The organism is Bacillus sp. FSL R7-0672, assembly GCF_038601465.1.
GTDB lineage: Bacteria > Bacillota > Bacilli > Bacillales > Bacillaceae > Bacillus > Bacillus pumilus.
Genome location: NZ_CP152010.1, coordinates 321,966 through 341,422 on the forward strand (window position 1 = coordinate 321,966; position 19,457 = coordinate 341,422).

17 protein-coding genes are annotated in these 19,457 nt (G+C 42.8%); 15 read left to right on the forward strand and 2 right to left on the reverse strand.

Features of this window, described 5'->3' with window-relative positions:
• Positions 1-106: 106 nt before the first annotated feature.
• Entirely contained in the window at positions 107-865 is a 759-nt protein-coding gene (locus MKY18_RS01745) for a YqcI/YcgG family protein (RefSeq protein WP_003216950.1), read from the forward strand.
• Here the strand turns inward: MKY18_RS01745 and MKY18_RS01750 are convergent.
• Positions 860-2,212 (reverse strand): amino acid permease, encoded by a 1,353-nt coding sequence (locus MKY18_RS01750; RefSeq protein ID WP_113768666.1) that lies wholly within the window; start codon positions 2,210-2,212, stop codon positions 860-862. The two genes, MKY18_RS01745 and MKY18_RS01750, sit on opposite strands and share 6 nt — an antisense overlap.
• A gap of 79 nt (positions 2,213-2,291) precedes the next feature.
• On the opposite strand from MKY18_RS01750, the gene MKY18_RS01755 reads away from it, so the two are divergent.
• From MKY18_RS01755 to MKY18_RS01795, 9 genes are all read left to right on the forward strand, one after another.
• On the forward strand, positions 2,292-2,888 hold the full coding sequence (locus MKY18_RS01755) for an urea carboxylase-associated family protein (RefSeq protein WP_113768667.1): 597 nt from the start codon (positions 2,292-2,294) through the stop codon (positions 2,886-2,888).
• 195 nt (positions 2,889-3,083) lie between these two features.
• Positions 3,084-3,905 carry an ammonia-dependent NAD(+) synthetase gene (gene nadE / locus MKY18_RS01760; protein ID WP_065098754.1) on the forward strand — a complete coding sequence of 274 codons (822 nt, stop codon included), beginning with the start codon at positions 3,084-3,086 and terminating at the stop codon, positions 3,903-3,905.
• Between the two features lie 522 nt (positions 3,906-4,427).
• Entirely contained in the window at positions 4,428-5,285 is an 858-nt protein-coding gene (locus MKY18_RS01765; protein ID WP_080772930.1) for a citryl-CoA lyase, read from the forward strand.
• A complete protein-coding gene (locus MKY18_RS01770; RefSeq protein WP_342497683.1) occupies positions 5,282-6,715 on the forward strand; it encodes an aldehyde dehydrogenase family protein in 1,434 nt (477 codons plus the stop codon). Before MKY18_RS01765 ends, MKY18_RS01770 begins: the two co-directional genes overlap by 4 nt.
• Before the next feature lie 9 nt (positions 6,716-6,724).
• Entirely contained in the window at positions 6,725-7,501 is a 777-nt protein-coding gene (gene aroD / locus MKY18_RS01775) for a type I 3-dehydroquinate dehydratase (RefSeq protein WP_342497684.1), read from the forward strand.
• Between the two features lie 34 nt (positions 7,502-7,535).
• Positions 7,536-9,296 carry a thiamine pyrophosphate-binding protein gene (locus tag MKY18_RS01780; protein ID WP_342497685.1) on the forward strand — a complete coding sequence of 587 codons (1,761 nt, stop codon included), beginning with the start codon at positions 7,536-7,538 and terminating at the stop codon, positions 9,294-9,296.
• Between the two features lie 22 nt (positions 9,297-9,318).
• Entirely contained in the window at positions 9,319-9,699 is a 381-nt protein-coding gene (locus MKY18_RS01785; protein WP_003216877.1) for a cupin domain-containing protein, read from the forward strand.
• Between the two features lie 124 nt (positions 9,700-9,823).
• Positions 9,824-11,026: a CoA transferase gene (locus MKY18_RS01790; RefSeq protein ID WP_080772931.1), complete on the forward strand. Its 1,203-nt coding sequence runs from the start codon at positions 9,824-9,826 to the stop codon at positions 11,024-11,026.
• Between the two features lie 45 nt (positions 11,027-11,071).
• On the forward strand, positions 11,072-12,388 hold the full coding sequence (locus MKY18_RS01795; RefSeq protein ID WP_342497686.1) for an MFS transporter: 1,317 nt from the start codon (positions 11,072-11,074) through the stop codon (positions 12,386-12,388).
• Positions 12,389-12,433: 45 nt separating this feature from the next.
• Here the strand turns inward: MKY18_RS01795 and MKY18_RS01800 are convergent, their stop codons facing one another.
• The gene (locus MKY18_RS01800; protein ID WP_342497687.1) at positions 12,434-13,792 is read right to left on the reverse strand and encodes a hypothetical protein; all 1,359 of its coding nucleotides are present in this window, start codon (positions 13,790-13,792) and stop codon (positions 12,434-12,436) included.
• A 148-nt stretch (positions 13,793-13,940) separates the two neighbouring features.
• On the opposite strand from MKY18_RS01800, the gene MKY18_RS01805 reads away from it, so the two are divergent.
• From MKY18_RS01805 to MKY18_RS01825, 5 genes are all read left to right on the forward strand, one after another.
• Positions 13,941-14,714: an IclR family transcriptional regulator gene (locus MKY18_RS01805; RefSeq protein WP_342497688.1), complete on the forward strand. Its 774-nt coding sequence runs from the start codon at positions 13,941-13,943 to the stop codon at positions 14,712-14,714.
• Positions 14,715-14,799: 85 nt separating this feature from the next.
• The gene (locus MKY18_RS01810; protein WP_044139273.1) at positions 14,800-15,357 is read left to right on the forward strand and encodes a shikimate kinase; all 558 of its coding nucleotides are present in this window, start codon (positions 14,800-14,802) and stop codon (positions 15,355-15,357) included.
• Between the two features lie 559 nt (positions 15,358-15,916).
• Positions 15,917-16,864, forward strand: a complete 948-nt coding sequence (locus tag MKY18_RS01815; RefSeq protein WP_278177726.1) for a dihydrodipicolinate synthase family protein — start codon at positions 15,917-15,919, stop codon at positions 16,862-16,864.
• 77 nt (positions 16,865-16,941) lie between these two features.
• Positions 16,942-17,949, forward strand: coding sequence for a LacI family DNA-binding transcriptional regulator (locus MKY18_RS01820; RefSeq protein WP_003213988.1), 1,008 nt, complete (start codon positions 16,942-16,944; stop codon positions 17,947-17,949).
• A gap of 120 nt (positions 17,950-18,069) precedes the next feature.
• Complete coding sequence (locus tag MKY18_RS01825; protein WP_342497689.1) at positions 18,070-19,446, forward strand: MFS transporter; 1,377 nt, start codon at positions 18,070-18,072, stop codon at positions 19,444-19,446.
• Positions 19,447-19,457: the final 11 nt, after the last annotated feature.

Sequence of the window (19,457 nt, forward strand, 5' to 3'; positions counted from 1 at the left end):
AGAACATCCACCTCTGGAATGCGCAAGGAAAGTCGCTTAGGGACAGTCACCACAGCCTTTTTTTCTCATAGGCTATGGAGAAGACGCTAAAACGAGGTGGAAGGAAATGGCCCAGTTATATGCAAAAAGTTGCCTTGATCAAAATCTACGATCACTAGAAGAATGGAAGCAGGATGCTTTTACGCTATTTGGAGAGATGGTAGGAGATGAGGCAGATACATTCCCTTGTGTACCAGGAAGACAGGGGTTTTTTCTCGATCATTTACGCTATGGGTTTGTGGGTGATCCGAGAAAAGAGGAAGCTGTTGAGGAATTAGCGCAGCTACTGAGAGAATATCAAAGCTGTGCGAAAGAAACGGGTCAATATGCTTCATTTATATGCTTTTTTGAAACACCGCAGGATTTAAAGGAAAGTTCGCTTGAAGAGCTTGAGCAGCAGTTTTGGTCATTGCTTCAACGACTGCACCAGAAAGATGAAGTGCCATGGCCTGAGGATATTCCGCTAGATGCTCATCATCATGAGTGGGAGTATTGCTTTCACGGGGAAGCGTATTTTATTTTATGCTCCACACCGGCTCATAAGCTCAGAAAAAGCCGCCACTTTCCTTATGTCTTAATGGCATTTCAGCCTAGATGGGTGTTTGAGAAATTGAATGGATCGACCAAGTTTGGTCAAAAAATGAGCCAGCTCGTTCGCAAGCGGCTCAAAGCGTATGATGAGGTCGGCGTTCATCCATCATTAAAATGGTACGGTGATCCGACCAATCATGAATGGAAGCAATACTTTCTCCCAGATGAAGAGGCGGAGAAACCAGCCTCCGCCAAATGTCCTTTTACTGCATTAAGAAACATGATGAAATTATGATGCGGTCTGATCCTGCTGCTTCCACTTTTTCCTCATAAATAGCACCATGATGGCAATCACTGCAATGATCCCAAGGCTGATAAAAAAGCCAGGTCGTCCGCTTGCCTCTGTTAAAGTGCCTGAAATGGCGGCTCCAATCAGGAGAAGTGCAAGAAACATTTCGCACGTTTGGCGAGTGGATGGCTTTGATAGCTTTTTACTTGAGAACAGAATGAAGACCCACGTGTACAGAAGGGTAAGACCGGCTGCTGTTGTGAGATGCTCGTAGATGTGTTTGGACAAAAAGAGTGCAAGCAAAATCGAGACAATTAATCCAGCAGCAGTTAAAATAATCGAAGGCCATCCGACATGAGATGGGTCTTTTTGTTTAAAACAAGCAGGTGCATCTTGATGCTCCGACATCGTGCCAAGCAGCGTCGTGACTGCATAGAGTGAGGCAACCAATGTCGAAAAGCCGGCAATAATGAAAATGCCATTAAAGATATGAAGAAAGATTGATAAATGAAATGGCTCTAATGATGTAATAAATGGACTGCTGTTCTCATTAAAGGCTGTCACTGGGACAAGCAAGAGAGCAAGTCCAATTGAGACGATATAGATGACCGCTAGAATCATCAGCATGACGCGTCCAGACTTTGCTGCATCCTTCGGGTCCTTTAAATGAACCGCCATCAGCCCCATGACTTCTATTCCCCCAAATGCATAAAACGCATAAATCAATCCATTCCAAAGACCAAGCGGACCGAGCGGCATCCATTCGTGATCTTTGTTTGGGAGATGCAGGGTCGGTTTATGATCTGTCAGAATGCCGAATAACACAAGCGCCGCCAGGATCATAAACAGAAAAATCGCAGCTGTCTTCAGTACCGCAAGGACATTTTCTGTCTTTTGAAAAGAAGAGAGCCCTATGATAATCACGAGCAGGGCAAGAGCGGAATAAATTGCAGAAAACACCCAGAGCGGCACAGATGGAAACCAGTGGCGGGTAAAAAGAGAAATCGCTGTTAACTGACTTCCTGTAATCAGCATTTCTGCGAACCAATACACCCAGCCATTGCTAAACCCTGCCCAGCGTCCATATGCTTTACGAGCATAGGAACAAAATGACCCTTTATCAGGATTATCGGCTGTCATCGCAGCCAAATGTTTAAAGACGAGATAGGTTCCAACCGCAGCAAGTAAAAAAGAAATGCAGACGGAAAAACCGGACTTTGTAATGGCAATGCTGGAACCAAGGAAGAAACCAGTGCCAATCGTACAGCCGACTCCGATGAGAGAAAGCTGCCACCAAGATAAAGTTTGTTCTTCTTTCAATGCATGCGCAACACCTTTCTGTTTCAATGACATTAGCTTGTGACCGCCTCTTTTTTTTATACATGATCAAGAGGACGTTTTGGGCATACTGTCAAGGAAAGGAGTGTATGTGATGAACGGAGAATATGTCATTTTACCAAAGGGCAGACTGGGCTTTCGTTTAGGAAAAGGCCAATGTATGCGGGTGGTTGATGTTGAAGGCCAGCAAGTAGCAGATGTCATGGCCTATCACGAAAAGGATTTTTATGAAAAATTTGACCAAGGCGCGACAATGGACAGCCTATTTTCGTCAAAAGTGAAAAAAGACGATAAGCTCTATTCTAACTTATACAAACCGATGTTTACGGTCATTGAAGACACAGTCGAATGCCATGATTTATATATGCCCGCTTGCCGGCAAGAAATGTACCAGCTTTTATACGGACGGACGCATTTAGAGGTCATGCATACATGCTACGATAATTTAAGGACTGCCTTTGAACCATTTGGGATTCCGAAGGAGGATATGTACTATCCTTTTAATGCCTTTATGAATACAGTCATTGATGAAAAAGGAAAGCTGTCTGTGGAGCTGCCAAAATCTCTTCCCGGTGATTACATTCGTCTGCGAGCCGAAATGGACCTCATTGTGGCCGTATCCGCATGCCCTGCTGATATTGGGAAGTGTAATGGCGCAAGCTGTACATCTATACGGGTAGAAATTGATTGAAAAAAAGGGCCAGTCCGTATAGACATGGTCTTTTTCATTTGTGAATGTTTGATCATTGATGAAATAGGGGAACGTCTTACAAAATGTTCTTCCTGAAAACATGGTATAATGAAGATTCAAAAAACGTTGTCAAATCAATGAATTCAGAGTAAAACCTGTTCTCTTCATGTAGAGGATGCTTAGGAGGAAAAGTGTATGAGTTTGCAGAAAAAAATCAGCCAAGAGTTGCATGTGCAGCCCTCAATTGACCCGAAGCAGGAGATTGAAAAACGGGTTGGATTTTTAAAGGACTACTTGAAAAAAACCGGCGCGAAAGGATTCGTTCTCGGCATTAGCGGCGGACAGGATTCAACGCTCGCTGGCCGTCTTGCACAGCTCGCTGCATCTGAACTGCGTCAAGAAGGAAAGGAAGAGGCAGTCTTTATTGCGGTGCGTCTCCCGCATGGTGTACAGCAGGATGAAGATGATGCACAGCTCGCTTTATCATTTATTCAGCCGGACAAGTCGTGGAAATATGATATTGCGCCTGCCGTGACGGCATTCAGTGAACAATATCAAAAAGACACAGGCGGACCGTTGTCTGACTTTAATAAAGGGAATGTCAAAGCACGTATGAGAATGATCGCGCAATATGCTGTCGGAGGAGAAGAAGGATTACTTGTCATTGGTACAGATCATGCAGCCGAAGCAGTCACTGGGTTCTTCACGAAGTATGGTGACGGCGGTGCAGACGTTCTCCCGCTCACAGGTCTCACGAAACGCCAAGGCCGGGCGCTGCTAGAAGCGCTGCAAGCACCAGAGCGCCTATACTTAAAGAAACCGACAGCTGATCTGCTTGATGACAAACCTCAGCAAACGGATGAAACAGAACTAGGCATTACGTACAATGAAATTGATGATTACTTAGAAGGTAAGCCCGTGTCAGAACAAGCAGCAGAAGCGATTGAAAAGCGCTATGTTCAATCAGAGCATAAACGCCAAGTACCCGCTTCCATGTTTGATGACTGGTGGAAATAAAAAAGCGACCTCTCCAGAAGATGGAGAGGTTTCAGCGTGTAGACAAACCCTCGCATTCGTTGTCAGGTCTGCGCTCCAGTGCTCACGAATGTCAAATTCGCTCCGCTCCGGTGCTCGCCCTTCCTAGACTGCAAAGGTTTTCTATCACGCTGAAAAAAAGACAAAGGGCTAAAATAAACATCATTTTAGCCCTTTGTCAACAATCAGAGACCTCTCCAGAAGATGGAGAGGTTTTTTTATGTTGAATTTTTAAGTGGGTTTGACAAAATAACCAAAAATTCATTAAATTAGTAGAACGATCTACTTAAGTCCATTTAACTAAATAAAGATTTTTTTGATCAAAAAAAGCAAGCATAATTAGTTCGATTCACTTAATTCCAATACTATTTACAGTATTTTCAGAAAAAATGATTGACGAAGAAAAAGAATGCGCTTACAATGAAATCACATTCCGAAAAGTGAAATTAAATTCCACTGAATGGAATAAAGGGGTGGTTCACCTCCAAATAAGAAGCTAAAGGAATGATTGACACAATGAAGAATCGAAGTGCACTGGAAATTTACAAAGAGGGAGGCGCTTGGTGGGAAACTGAGATTAGTCATATTCAAAAAAATTCAATTGAACTTCGAGGTTATCCTATTGAAGAACTGATTGGCGAACTGTCGTATCCACAAATGCTTTATTTACTGCTTGTTGGTGAATTATTGGATGATTCAAAAGCAGCTCTTTTTGAAAGTGTTCTTGTCGCAGGTGCGGACCATGGACCAAGAGCGCCATCTATTGCAGCAGCCAGAATGGCGGTGACTTGCGGTATTTCGTTTAATTCCTCTGTTGCAACAGGGGTGAATTTATTAGGTGATATTCATGGCGGAGCCGGAGAGAAGGCCATGCGTATGTTATACGAAGCCAAAGCGATCTACGATGATCAAAAGGATATACAGTCTGCGGCCAAGCAAGTATGTCACACATGGTTAACTCGTAAGGAAAAAATCCCGGGGATCGGCCATCAGCTTCATGATGATGATCCGAGGGTTAGACGTCTATATGAGCTGAGTCACACATATGTCCAGCAAGGCCTTATCAGTGGGATATATTTACGGTTAGCCGAAGCGATTAGACATGAGCTTGAACACCTGAAAGGGAAGAAAATCACTATGAATATAGACGGTGTATCTGCTGCAATCCAATGTGAATTAAACATTCCAGCAGAAGCAGCAAAAGGCATTTTTTCCTTATCCAGAGGAATGGGCATCGTGGCGCATGCATATGAGGAGTTGACAAAGGGAGCCCTCGTGAAGGGACCTTGTCCGAACGAAGAAAGATTGGTTCGTTATGCAGGACATGGAACGCGGCACCTAAAGGAGGGAGAGAAAATTTGAGTAGATTGAAAGCGTTATCATATATAGACGGCGAGTGGATGGATACCGATCGTGTGAAAACAGATATCATCAATCCTTACTCAGGAGAAAGGATAGGTACATCATATCTCGCCTCATCAGAAGACATAGAACAGGCACTTTCTATTGCGCAGCATGCTAAAAAACAAATAGCGGGAATATCGGCAATCGAACGCTCAAAGATTCTAACAACAGCAGCCACCTTGCTTGAAGAACAAAAAGACCATTTCGCAAAACTGATTTCGTTAGAATTAGGCAAACCGCTTAAAAATACAAGAGATGAAGTCTCACGATCAATCGAGACGCTGGCGCAGTCGGCGGAAGAAGCGAATCGATTAGTAGGTGAGACCATTCCAGGCAATGTATCATCGCGTGGGCAGGGAGCAATGGCCATGACATTTAAAGTACCAGTCGGAGTTGTGCTGGCGATTACCCCTTTTAATGCACCGCTCAACTTAATTTGTCACAAAATTGGTCCAGCTTTTGCGGGAGGGAATGTCATTATTTTGAAGCCTGCACCGCAAACATCAGCTGTTGCCTCAGCGTTTGTCAAACTCCTTCTCGAAGCAGGGTTTCCTGAGGCAAGTTTGCAGCTTGTGATTGGCGGGGTCGACGCTGGGAAACAGTTAGTCACTGATGAAAGAACAAATCTCATCTCTTTTACCGGCGGGGCTGCCGGAGGAGAACATATTACAACTTCTGCGGGATTAAAAAAAATATTGCTCGAACTCGGAGGGAATGGCGCGACGATTGTTCATCACGATGCTGATATTGAACAAGCCGCATCCCTCTGTGCCAAGACAGGCTTTAGTAATTCTGGTCAAAGCTGTATTTCTGTCCAAAGAATTTATGTCCACCAGGAAATTATGCCGTCGTTTACTGAGGTATTAAAACAAAAAGTAGAGCAGCTTGTCGTTGGAGATCCGCTGTCCAGTGAGAGTGATATCGGCTGTATGGTCGATGTACAGGCCGCGCAGCGAGTTGAGACATGGATACAAGAGGCAGAGAGTATGGGGGCACAGCTTTTATGTGGGGGAAAAAGAAATGGAGCGAGCATCACACCGGCTATTTTGCTGAACCCTCCGAAACAGGCTAAGGTCGTCTGTGAGGAAGTATTCGGCCCAGTTGTCAGCATTTTCCCTTATGCGGAGCTGGAGGAGGCAATTAAAGAAGCAAATGATAGTCGATATGGATTGCAGGCAGGGATCTTTACGAATCAGCTGGATGTTGCGTTACACGCAGCAAAAGAGCTTGAAACTGGTGGTGTTGTCATCAATGGGACATCAAATTTTAGACTGGATCATTGGCCTTATGGAGGAATTAAGCGAAGTGGTCTTGGAAGAGAAGGTCCACGTTTCGCTATTGAGGAGATGACCGAAACCAAAATGATTGTGCTTCCAAATGGTCTGTGAAAGGGGCGTATGGATGTGAATGCATTTCAGAAAAAGGTAAAAAGTGTGCAGACAGGCGGTCAGCCAATGATTTGTACGCCGCTCATCGGGCAAACAAAGGAAGAATTGTTTCATGAGGTCGAGGTATTAACTGAGAAGAAGCCTGATGTGATAGAGTGGCGGGCGGATTTTTTTCATCACCTTCATGACAAGGAACAAGTCATAGAAACCCTTAAGGGAATGGTAGAAAAGGCAAAGGGTATACCATTTTTATTCACCATCCGCTCTGAAAAGGAGGGCGGCGAAAGTATATCACTCTCAGAAAATGAGAAGGTTTCTCTGCTTGTCGAGCTTTGTTCCACACAGCTTGTGGACGCCGTTGATTATGAATTGATGCATGATGTGACACATTTACAGCAAGTCAGTCAGGCGGCTAAAAGTAATGGGGTCACCTTGATTGTGTCGTATCACGATTTTCAGCGCACCCCTGAGTTGGATCGTCTCGTGCAGCTATTCGTCAATGCAGAATCAGTCGGCGCCGACATCGCAAAGATTGCAGTGATGCCGCATTCCTATGAGGATGCATTAACATTGGTCTCGGCGACCAGCCATGCGAACAAGCAGCTGTCGATTCCCGTTATTTCGATGGCAATGGGGGAATATGGGGCTTTTACAAGAATGGTTGGTGGACTTTTTGGATCTGTCATGACCTTTGCTGTAGGGAAAGAAAGCTCAGCTCCCGGGCAAGTGGCGATACAGGATTTGAACAGCGTTCTATCGATTGTTTTTCAAAGAATAAGTGAGTAGCAGATTCATAGCTGCACCGTGAGAGGAGAGAAACATGAAGAAGAATATTTCTACACAGGTTATTCAGTATTTAGAGAATCGGGGAGTCGAGCATATTTTTGGTCTCTGCGGTCATACGAATATTGCTTTTTTATCAGCGCTTGAAAAAAGCTCGATTCAATTTGTAAATGTCAGACATGAACAGATAGCGGCACATGCAGCAGATGGTTATGCGCGAGCAAAGAAACAGACAGCTGTTGTTCTCAGTCATCTAGGTCCTGGACTCACCAATGCGGCAACAGGGGTAGCGAATGCAGCACTTGATTCCATTCCAATGGTTGTCATTGCAGGAGATGTCCCGAGTCATTACTACGGAAAGCACCCACATCAAGAGATCAATCTTCATTCCGATGCCTCTCAATACGAAATTTACCGGCCGTTTGTGAAGAGAGCATGGCGAGTCGATATTCCAGAATTATTTCCAGAGATTTTATCAAAAGCATTTCAGTTAGCTGAAAGCGGCCGTCCTGGCCCAGTGCTGATATCTGTTCCAATGGATGTGTTCTCAAAAGACCTAGATGTGTCCTTGTTTGAACAAATCAACCATCATACACAGACCATTGAAAAACCTTCAATTGATGATCAAACGGCCAATCGGATATTAGATCGATTGCTGCAGGCAGAAAGACCGCTTTTATATGTAGGGGGAGGCATTTTACTAGCTGATGCAGCTGAAGAATTAAAGGCATTCTCTGATCATCTAAGTATCCCTGTCGCCCATTCTTTGATGGGGAAAGGAGCCATGCCAGATGATCACCCAATGACCCTTGGAATGACAGGATTTTGGGGGACAAAATTTATCAATGATCAGTGCAAAGCGGCGGACTATATATTGGCTTTAGGCACCCGTTTTGCTGAAGCTGATGCGAGTTCGTGGGAATCAAATTATACGTTCCGTTTCCCGTCAACCAAGCTCATTCATATTGACATTGATCCGAATGAAATTGGACGTAACTATCCTGTTGACATTGGAGTAGTAGCCGATCTTAAGCAGGCCTTGAGTGTGCTCAATCGAGTGGCGAGAGAAAGACTGCCAGAAGGGCTGAATCGACCTGAATTGAAAAAGGAAATTGCGGCATATCGTAAGGATTTTCAGGCGAGCAATCTGACGAACATTCAAGATGAATCCTTCCCAATGAAGCCGCAGCGTATTTTGCAGGAAGTGCGGGAAATATTACCGCCAGATGCCTTTATTACAACGGATGTTGGCTGGAATAAAAATGGGGTCGGACAGCAATTTCCCGTGTTGACGCCAGGGACCATTCTAACACCAGGCGGCTTTGCAACGATGGGATTTGGAGCCCCTACCGCACTTGGGGCAAAGATTGCCCAGCCTGACCGTGTCGTTGTGTCACTCGTTGGGGACGGCGGATTCGGTCAAAATCCATCCGTTCTCGCAACAGCCGTTGAAGAGAACATTCCTGTTGTGTGGATTGTGATGAATAACAGTGCATTTGGAACAATAGCTGGCTTGCAAATGGCGCACTATGAAACGACGTACGGTACTGTTTTCAGGAAAGGTGGAGAAAGCTATTCTCCGGATTTTGCTGCCATTGCAAGAGGTTATGGGATGAAGGGGATTAAAATCACCTCTGCTTCTGAATTCAAAGAAGCTTTAGCTGAAGCCATTGCATCTCAAGAGCCTTGCGTCATAGATGTAGCAATGAAAAATGATCCTGTCCCTACGGATGGACATTGGAATATTAATGATATTTATTCACCAAATTCAAAACGCTCACATGTCAGCGTGAATTAAACATAACGAGGAGGAATGAACAATGAAAATTAAAGTATTGAATCCGTTTCAAGATGGGAACCCATTATGGTTAGGTTTAGATCATCCAGAGGAGCAAATGATACGAAAGGTATTTCAAACTATTACACCAGATACTGTTGGGTCAGAGCATATGATGGCGGGTCTCACCATTTTTGAACCTGGGGAAGCAAGTTCAGTGCACAATCACCCGGGTTCAGAGGAATTTGATTATGTGATTAAAGGATCTGGCGAAGTCATTTGTGATGGAGAAAGGCAGTCCTTTAAACAAAATGATTTCATGTTCATTCCAGACGGTGTCTCGCACCAGCATGTAAATACAGGAGATGAACCTTTATGGCTCATTTGGCTTTACACACCGCAAGGGCAGCTTCCGAAGGATTAAAAAACTGCACCGGTAAGCCCTCCTTTTGAATCATCAGGGTCTTCCGAGTCAATCTGAAAGATGAAAAGGGCTAAAATAGAAAGTTATTTAGCCCTTCATCACTTGAATGAAAGGGAGTCAAGCAATGAATATGAATACACCGCTCGAAGGAATGAAAATATTAGACGTCTCTACGATGATCGCTGCACCCTATGGCGCGGTGCTTCTAGGGGATTTTGGTGCAGAGGTCATCAAAGTCGAGATTCCTGGTAAAGGCGATACGCTGCGGCATGTTGGCCCTTTTGCAGAAGGTGAACCACTTAGATGGTCAGGTCTCTCACGGAATAAGAAATCTCTAACACTGGATCTGCACAAAGACGAAGCAAAAGACATTTTTAAAAAGCTTGCAGGTCAGGTCGATGTGTTGATTGAAAATTTCCGCCCTGGAACCCTCGAAAAATGGGGCGTAGGGTACGACGTATTAAAAGAAATCAACCCTCAATTAATTATGATTCGTGTATCGGGTTATGGACAAACGGGTCCGTTTAAGGACAAGGCCGGATTTGGAACACCTGCGACAGCGTTTAGCGGCTTTACATATATTCAAGGGTTTCCAGACCGGCATCCAGTCAGTCCTTCCTTTTCTTTAACTGATTATATTGCAGGCATATATGTGGCGTTTGCTACTGTGACAGCGATGTATTACAGAGATACACATCCAGAAGGAACTGGGCAAATGGTGGATTTGGGCCTCTATGAATCTGTCTTTCGTATGTTAGAATTTTTGGTTGCTGAATATGACAAGCTTGGGAAGGTGCGTGAGCGTTCACCGGGGTTAAGCGGTCATTCAAGCCCTGCCGGCACCTATGAGACAAAGGATGGGCATTATTTGGTTCTTGTGACAAGTACGGATTCGACCTTCAATCGATTGGCAGAGGCGATGAATCGCTTAGATTTATTAGAGAATGAAAAATTCGCGGTCAATGCATCTAGGCTGAAGCATAACAAAGAGATGGATGCGATCGTCTCTCAATGGATCGCGTCGAAAACAAGGGATGACGTATTAGAAATTCTAGATACTCATGGCGTTCCTGTGAGCCCAATTTTAAGTATTCAGGATATTTTTGAGCATCCGCAATTTAAAGCACGAGAGAATATCGTCGAGGTGCATCACCCCCGTCTTGGAAAAGTAAAGGTGCCCGGGATCATTCCGAAATTTGAAAAAACACCCGGAAATATCCGTCACATTGCACCTGATTTAGGCGAACATAATTATGAGATTTTAACAAATATGCTTGGGTTAACAGAAGAAGAGTGTAAACAATTGGAAGAAAAAGGGGTTATTTAAGACACTCAACCGAATCGCACGCTGCGGAAACAAAGGAGGATGGTTATGAAAGTGCATTCAGAACTGAAGGGGAATGAATTGCGGCCCGCTTATATGAAGCCAACGAAAGCCCGTTTTGGCATATTGATTCTGTTGTTTTTTATTACCGCCATTAATTATATTGATCGAGCCAGTGTATCCATTGTTGCACCTGCTATTCAATCTTCATTGCAATTAAATCCTGCCTTATTAGGTCTCATTTTTTCAGCATTTAGCTGGACATATACAGCGATGCAAATACCAGGCGGTTTTATTCTCGATAAATTTGGCTCAAAGGTAACGTATGGGATATCACTCATTACTTGGTCTATTTTCACAGGCATGCAGGCGTTTGCGAACAGCTTTGCCTTTTTATTCGGCTGTCGTTTGTTTATTGGGATTACAGAATCTCCCGCATTTCCTGCGAATAACCGAATTGTCACCACATGGTTTCCAAGGCGGGAACGGGCTTTTGCAACAGGTGTTTATACTGCTGGAGAGTATGTGGGTCTTGCATTTGCGACACCTCTTCTTTTTTGGATCATGACGACATTCGATTGGAGAACCGTCTTTATTACGGCAGGTGCGCTCGGTATCATATTTGCTTTCTTTTGGTACAAGTATTATCACGAACCGAAAGAGCATCCGAAGATGAATGAAGAGGAGTTAGAATTAATCCGGCAAGGTGAAGGGCTGACAGTCGCATCACAGGAGAAGCTGAAATGGGCAGATTTTGCAGCCCTTCTAAAATATCGTAAATTGATCGGGCTCTATATTGGCCAATTCTCTGTTGCGTCTACACTTTTTTTCTTTTTAACATGGTTTCCGACCTATTTGGCAGAGGCGAAAAATATGGCGTTTCTTAAGGTAGGTTTTGCGGCTTCTCTTCCTTATATTGCTGCATTCTTTGGGGTATTGTTTGGAGGTTATGTGTCTGATTGGCTGCTTAAAAAGGGCGTATCCGTTAATGTAGCGAGGAAGCTGCCGGTAGTGGTTGGCTTGCTTCTGACGAGTACCATTGTTTTAGCGAACTTTACAACGAATATTCCGCTTGTGCTGACCATTTTATCCATCGCTTCATTTGCACAAGGACTGTCTAATATCTCTTGGACGATGCTGTCTGAAGTGGCACCAAGGGAAATGGTTGGGCTGGCTGGCGGTGTATTTAACTTTTTTGCTAATTTAGCTGGGATCATCACTCCGCTTATTATCGGATTCATCGTGTCGGCGACAGGCTCTTACAACGGGGGGATTTTGTTCGTCAGTTTAGTCGCATTAGGCGGGGCATTGTCGTACATTTTTATCGTAGGGAAAATTGAACGTATTCAATTAAAACCAGAGTGAGAAAGCGAAGCAAAAGAGAACTCAAACCAAGATGAGTTCTCTTTTTTATGAATAAAAGATAACGGTGATGATCGTTGCACATGCGATACCCATACTGATATAAAAGCCAGCAAACCATATATTCCAGCGAGTGATACGGTAAGGGTTGACCTTCATCAAATCAGCTAACAGGGAGACAGAAACATTAAAAGGACTAAACATGACAGTTGATGTTCCAGCAACGATAAGCATGATGGCAATGGGAAGAGCAGGAAGTTCTTGGATGACAGGTGCCATCAGGCTAACTAACAAAGCAAGCGAGACGAGCGGGTGAAAACCGCAAAGAGCGGTGATCAGAAAATATAACCCAATGACACAATAAACCAAAATGGCATGGTCTGATATACTGACAATAAATGCTTGAATCGGCTGCATACTGTTTGTGGCAAGCAGCATATCGACAAAGAAGCCAGCACTTAAAAATAGACACATATAGTTGGAGAGCTGACGGGTTCTTTCTTTCCAATGAGGGACAGAGACGGCTATATATTGTTTTCTTTTTTTGATGACAGAAGAGAATAATAGAGCAAATGGAATAATTGTCAGCACAACAGCGAATAAATAGCCTTTCCCAATCCATGCATCGACAAGTGAGACGGCTGTCATAAAACTCAGCAGCATGAAAGCAAGCTGAAGGGTTTTTCGCTTAATTCGACGAGGATTGGAGTGTGTTTCTGCGGACTGAATGATGTTTGGGTGTCGTTTGCTTTGACGAGAAAAGAGCATCCAATCTGTCGCCAGCACGATGACCATTAAACCAAAAGTAACGGGTGCGATTTGATAATATTTGAGTTTGGTTGCATCAATGGTGACGCTTACGAGCACTTCAACAGGACTCCAGCTTAAACATAATGCATATGACCTTAAAAGGTTGCGTGTATAAAGATGTTGTTTCACTTGTTCTTTTAGGGAATCCAGCGACGGTTTGAGCGATGTATATAGTAAGGGGATCGTTGCGATATTTAAAAACATGCCAAGAATATGAGTGACAAATGAACTCTTGCGATAAAGCTGGTTTGTGCTCGTTGTATGCAGTGTGAGCAGTTTATTTAATTGTGTATCGAAATGTCCAACATGTATGAGAGAATGAATAAAAGGCAGCATGAAAAATAGAGAAAGCAAGCCTAGCATGGAATGAAAGTGAAGAAACAACGTGTGCAATGGCTCGTCGGATAAGAAAAATAAGAACAAGCCAATCATGAGAAACATAGCACCTGTTTTCAAATAAAGCCCACTTGCTTTCTTAAAAGAAATGATGAGCGAAGCAGCGGCCAGCAGACCAACAAAATAGGAGAGTATGGGAGCGGGAAATAGTTGATGAACAATATATAGGCTAATAAGAAGTGTAAAAACGAGCAGGTACATTCAAATATCTCCTCCATCAAACCTCTCCAATCGATTTTATTCCGACTGGTGGAATTTGTTTTCTTTTAGTGGAACGTTTAAAATGGATTATAGCAAAATCGATCGTTTATGTCGATAAGAAATCAAAGGGGAAAAGGAGAAACTGAACATGGCTGATAAGAAGTCAAAAGAAGAATCAGGACTGCGCACAGTTCAGCGCGCTTTGGATATTCTTTATTGTTTTAGTGAAGAACGTCAAGAGCTGACGCTAACGGATATTTCAAAAGAGATGAATTTAGCAATGTCTACTACAACGAGACTGCTCAAGGCACTTGAAATGAATCATTTTGTGGAAAAGAATCCAGACACAATGAAATACCGATTGGGTCAAAGACTTTATCTCCTTGGATACATTGCAGGGAAGTCCATTCAATTGAGAGAACTGGCTAAACCACTCATGTACGCACTTCGTGATGAAACAAAAGAAACCGTCAACCTGTATGTACTGGATGCAACAAGCAGGGTCTGTATTGAACAAGCGGAAGGGCTGCAATCGATTCGACATCTTGTCAAGGTTGGTGAGAAGCTGCCGTTATACGCAGGTGCAGGCGGAAAGGTATTATTGGCATTTCAAAGTGAAGAATTTCAACAAAAAGTATTAGCGTCTGAGGCTGAGCATGTGATGAGAGATGACTGGCAAAAGGAATGTAAACATATTCTTGACACGTATACTTCTTGCAGCATCGATGAACGAGAGGTAGGATCTGCGGCAGTAGCGGCACCAGTCTTTAATATTCATGGGGAAGTGAAGGCTTGTTTATCCATATCTGGTCCAACCCACCGGTTTACTGAAGAAGTCATTCCCCAGCTGCAGCAAAAAGTGAAAGAACAGGCACAGAGGCTTTCTGAACAGCTCGGCTACGTCGTCAAACACAATTTTTAAGATTGCCTATCTTTTCGCGCTCCATTTATCATATAATAGAAACATTATGTAGCATTCCTTGTCGTAAGGAGGACGTGTCACGATCATGAAAATCAATAGAGAAATCCCTGTAAGACAGCGGAATATTGTTCTCATTGGCTTTATGGGTGTTGGGAAAACAACCATTGGTCAGCTGGTTGCCAAAAAGCTATATCGAGATTTTATTGATGTCGATCAGGAGATTGAGAAAAAATACAACATGACGATTCCAGAGATGTTTCAGCATAAAGGAGAAGCATTCTTCAGGCAGGCTGAAAAGGATTATATCGTCGATTTATGTGAACATACACAGCTCAAGATCGTCTCACTTGGAGGCGGTGCTTTCAAACAGGAAGAAATCAAACGTGCCTGCTTGAAGCATTGTACGGTTCTTTTCCTTGACCTATCTTGGGAGAATTGGAAGCAGCGACTTGATATTTTAATTGAAAACCGTCCTGTTCTTCACAACCGGTCGCTTGATGAAATGAAAGAGCTGTTTGAAGAACGCCGGGAGATTTATTCTCTTCATAACTCCAGAGTGGAAACAGATCATTTAGAGGCTGAGGAAGTCGCCAATTATATTGTGGACACACTCAAGCTTGGCTGGGATTTATATTCGAAATAAAAAAAGTCTACCGTTTAGGGTAGACTCAGCGTGTAGACAAACCCTCGCATTCGCCCGCAGGTCTGCGCGTTGGTGCTCACGAATGTTCAATTCGCTCCGCAAAAGTAGCTGCCCTTCCTAGACTTCAAAGGTTTTCTATCACGCTGAAAAGAAGACAAAGTGCTAAAATAAACATCATTTTAGCACTTTGTCAACAATCTAAGTCTACCGTTTAGGGTAGACTTTTTTTTATTGATGCCTTTTCCTTCGTAGATATGATGATGTTTTGACAATAAAAATTTATTTATCCTTTTTTTGGTATGTTGCCGTTTGGAAAAAGAGGTATCATACTTCAACCAGTTCACGAAGATGAGGTTTTTTGGTTGATGTGGTACACAAAATATATCCCTCATTTTCTTTTTTGGAAAAATAAAATAGTATCTAAAATTCAACAAGAGTTTTTTGAATTATTGTAATTATTAAAAAATAATGTTGACATCATTCACAATATCATTCTATGATTGTTTACGTAAACGCTTACCGTAAACGTTTACTATAACGAATGGGGAGGAATTTGTTTATGAAAAATAAAGCAAAATGGAGCGGTGTATTCCCGGCTGTCTTAATTCCTTTTAAAGATGACTATTCAATTGATGAACCTGCTTTTCGTAAGCTTGTCCGTTGGGTGGCGGATCACAAAGGGATTAACGGGATCGTTGTCAATGGACATACTGGCGAGATTATGACTTTACTGCCACATGAACGAGCTGAAGCAGTGCGCATTGCAGCCGACGAATTAAAAGGGGAAGTACCTGTCATTTCTGGGGTTTCTGCTGAAGGGACAATTGAAGCAATCCAGCATGCAAAAGCCGTTGAAGAAGCTGGTGGTGAAGGTATACTTCTCATGCCGCCACATTCATGGCTAAGATTCGGTATGCAGCCTGAATCACCTGTCCAATTCTTTAAAGATGTTGCAGAAGCGATTGATATTTCAATCATTGTCCATCAATATCCAACATGGACAAAAACCTCATATACAACCAGTCAATTACTAGAAATGTCGGAAATTGAGAATGTTGTTTCGTTTAAAATTGGTCAAAGAGACATGGCACAATACGAGGTCGATGTACGGGCATTGAAAAAACATGCACCAGATGTATCGTTACTCACATGTCATGATGAATATTTATTGCCAACATTGGTTCAAGGCATTGATGGAGCACTTGTAGGTTTCGGCTGTTTCGTGCCAGATTTGATCGCTGAACTTGTGAAATGTGTGGAAGAAAAAGACCTTGTAGCGGCCAATAAAGTTTACGATAGAATATTCGAATTAAAGCATGCTGTGTATAAAATGGATGAACCTTCATCTACTTCTCATCTGCGCATGAAGGAAGCGATGTATCAGCGAGGTTTGATCAGTAGTTCGCTTGCTAGGAAGCCGGTACTACCTTTAACTGATGAGGAGAAAGAAGAAATTCGTCAGGGCCTTCAAAGTGTTGGTTTGCTTAAGGAAAACGTCGGTAGATAACAGACCATTGATTTCATGATGAAGGTGAGTCAGGTTATAATAGTGTATAAAACAACAGACTCCCGGAGGTATGAAATGTGTCAGTAAGTATTAAAGATGTCGCATTGAAAGCTGGAGTGTCTATCGCCTCTGTTTCCAGAGTATTAAGTGGTAAACCAGGAGTAGGTGCTCAAACGGCTGAAAGAATCAAACAAGTGATTGATGAGTTAGGCTATCGCCCTAATTTAGGAGCTAGAGGGCTCGTTAAAAGAAAGACTGGCAATATAGCTGTCGTGGTTCCGCGTGGTTCATATATTTTGAATAATCCATTTTTTTCGACGATTTTAGATGGTATTGCGAAGGAATTAGATGAAACTGAATTCAATATGTTGATGTCATTTACATCTATACAGCAGCAGCGATTACTTGAAACACAGGCTGTAGATGGTGCCATTTTATTTTCTCCAAGAAATGAAGAATTGAGTATGGATTGGTTAAAAAGTTTAGCTATTCCCATTATTGTTGTTGGAAGTTACTTAGAGGATTCTCCTTTCCCATGTGTCAGGCCAGATGATGAAGAAGGTGTGTGTCAATCCGTAACGGCCTTATTTGAGAAAGGTCATCGAACCATTGGGCTGGTCAATGGTCCAATGAGTTCGATGCATAGTGTGAGGTACTACAAGGGATATGAGCGCACACTTAAAAATTTAGGGTTAACAATGAACAAAGAACTTGTGTTTGAGTTAGATGAATTTGATGGGGGAAAAGTAGTAGAAGTGGTTTCTCAATTTCTCCAAGGAAACCAGCACATGACTGGAGTTGTTTGCTCTTCAGATTTTTTGGCGATGGGGGTCATGAAAGCTGCAGATCACGCAAATGTGTCCATACCTCATGACTTGTCAGTCGTTGGTGCCGATGATGTGCCCATTGCAAGTTTTCTAACCCCTTCTTTATCTTCAGTTCATGTAGATTTAGTTGGAATGGGGAGAAAAGCTGTTTCTTTATTAACACAGGTATTAGAAGGAGAACAGTTAGAGGCGATGGAACATATCTTCCCTATGTACTACATAGATCGGGGCACCACGGGAACGCCAAAAAAGAAATGATAGATGCTGAAAACTCGTATGAACGCTTTAGAATGTCTCTTGATTTGAAATGTAAGCGATTTCTTTAGCGCTCTTCGGCATGTACTTTTGCATCATTTCCTCTAATAAGGAGGAGATATCATGACGTTAGAAGTCAGCGGAAATTCAAATTCTCATGATGGGCAAGTTGTTGATAGAGCTTCACAACTATTGACGAGAATGGAAAGTGTACCTTTTTCTAGATGGCATTTAAAGCCTCGTATCATTATGGGATCTGCCACCTTTTTTGATGCTTTTGATGCTCTGTCTTTAGCGTTTGTTCTCCCAGTTCTCATCGGCATGTGGAGTTTATCACCTGCTCAAATTGGTCTTCTTATTGGGTCTGGTTATATAGGACAAGCGATTGGTGCCATTTTCTTTGGATGGTTAGCAGAAAGGCGTGGCCGTGTTTTTAGTGCAAAGTGGACTATACTCCTCATGTCCGTCATGAGTTTTGCATGTGTGTTTTCAGGTAATTTTATGGCACTGTTTATTTTTCGTTTTATACAAGGGATTGGGGTAGGAGGAGAGGTGCCGGTAGCGGCTTCATATATCAATGAGCTGTCCCGGGCTCAAGGGAGAGGCAGATTTTTTATGCTGTATGAGATGATTTTTCCTTTAGGTTTAATGATCTCAGCTCAAATCGGCGCATTTGTTGTACCTAGCTTTGGGTGGAAGTGGATGTTTTTGATTGGAGGCATTGGAGGTTTAATCGTCTTTGTATTCTTTTTTATGTTACGTGAATCTCCAAGGTGGCTTATTTCGAAAGGCAGGTTAGATGAGGCCGAAAGAATTATTGAAGAAATTGAAGCTAGTACTGACAAACGAATGCCTGTAGCAAAGCAAGTATTTAGCAGTACTGAAAAGGGCGACTGGAAAGAGCTTTTTTCAACTTTCTACCGTAAAAGAACACTGATTGTATGGGGACTATGGTTTTCTGCCTACTTTGTATCAAATGGTTTAAATAACTGGTTACCAAGTCTTTATAATACGGTTTACAATTTGCCAGTTGGAGATTCATTAAGGGCAGCCTCTCTCACAAATATTTTACAGACCATAGGGGTATTCGCTTGTGCATTTTTAATTGATAAAGTAGGACGAAAGCGCTGGGCAACCATTGCATTTATCGTAACAGGTGCTTTATTAACTGCTTTATGGATCAGCGGAGCGAGTTCTCCAGAAAGTGTGATATATTTAGGGTCCGCTGCTTACGGAATGATGGGGACGATTACAGTTCTTCTCTATCTATATACACCTGAAATTTATCCAACACGTATGAGGGTGATTGGAACGGCATTTGCTACAGCGTGGCTTAGGCTGGCCTCAGCGATCGCTCCTATTATGATAGGCTTTATTTTAGAGGTAAGCGGTGTTTCAACTATTTTTATTCTTTTTGCAAGTGTGACTGTAGTGGGAGCAATTCTTGCTTTTAAAATGATCGAAACGCGCGAGAAAGTATTAGAGGATATTGCACCGTGATTGACGCACGC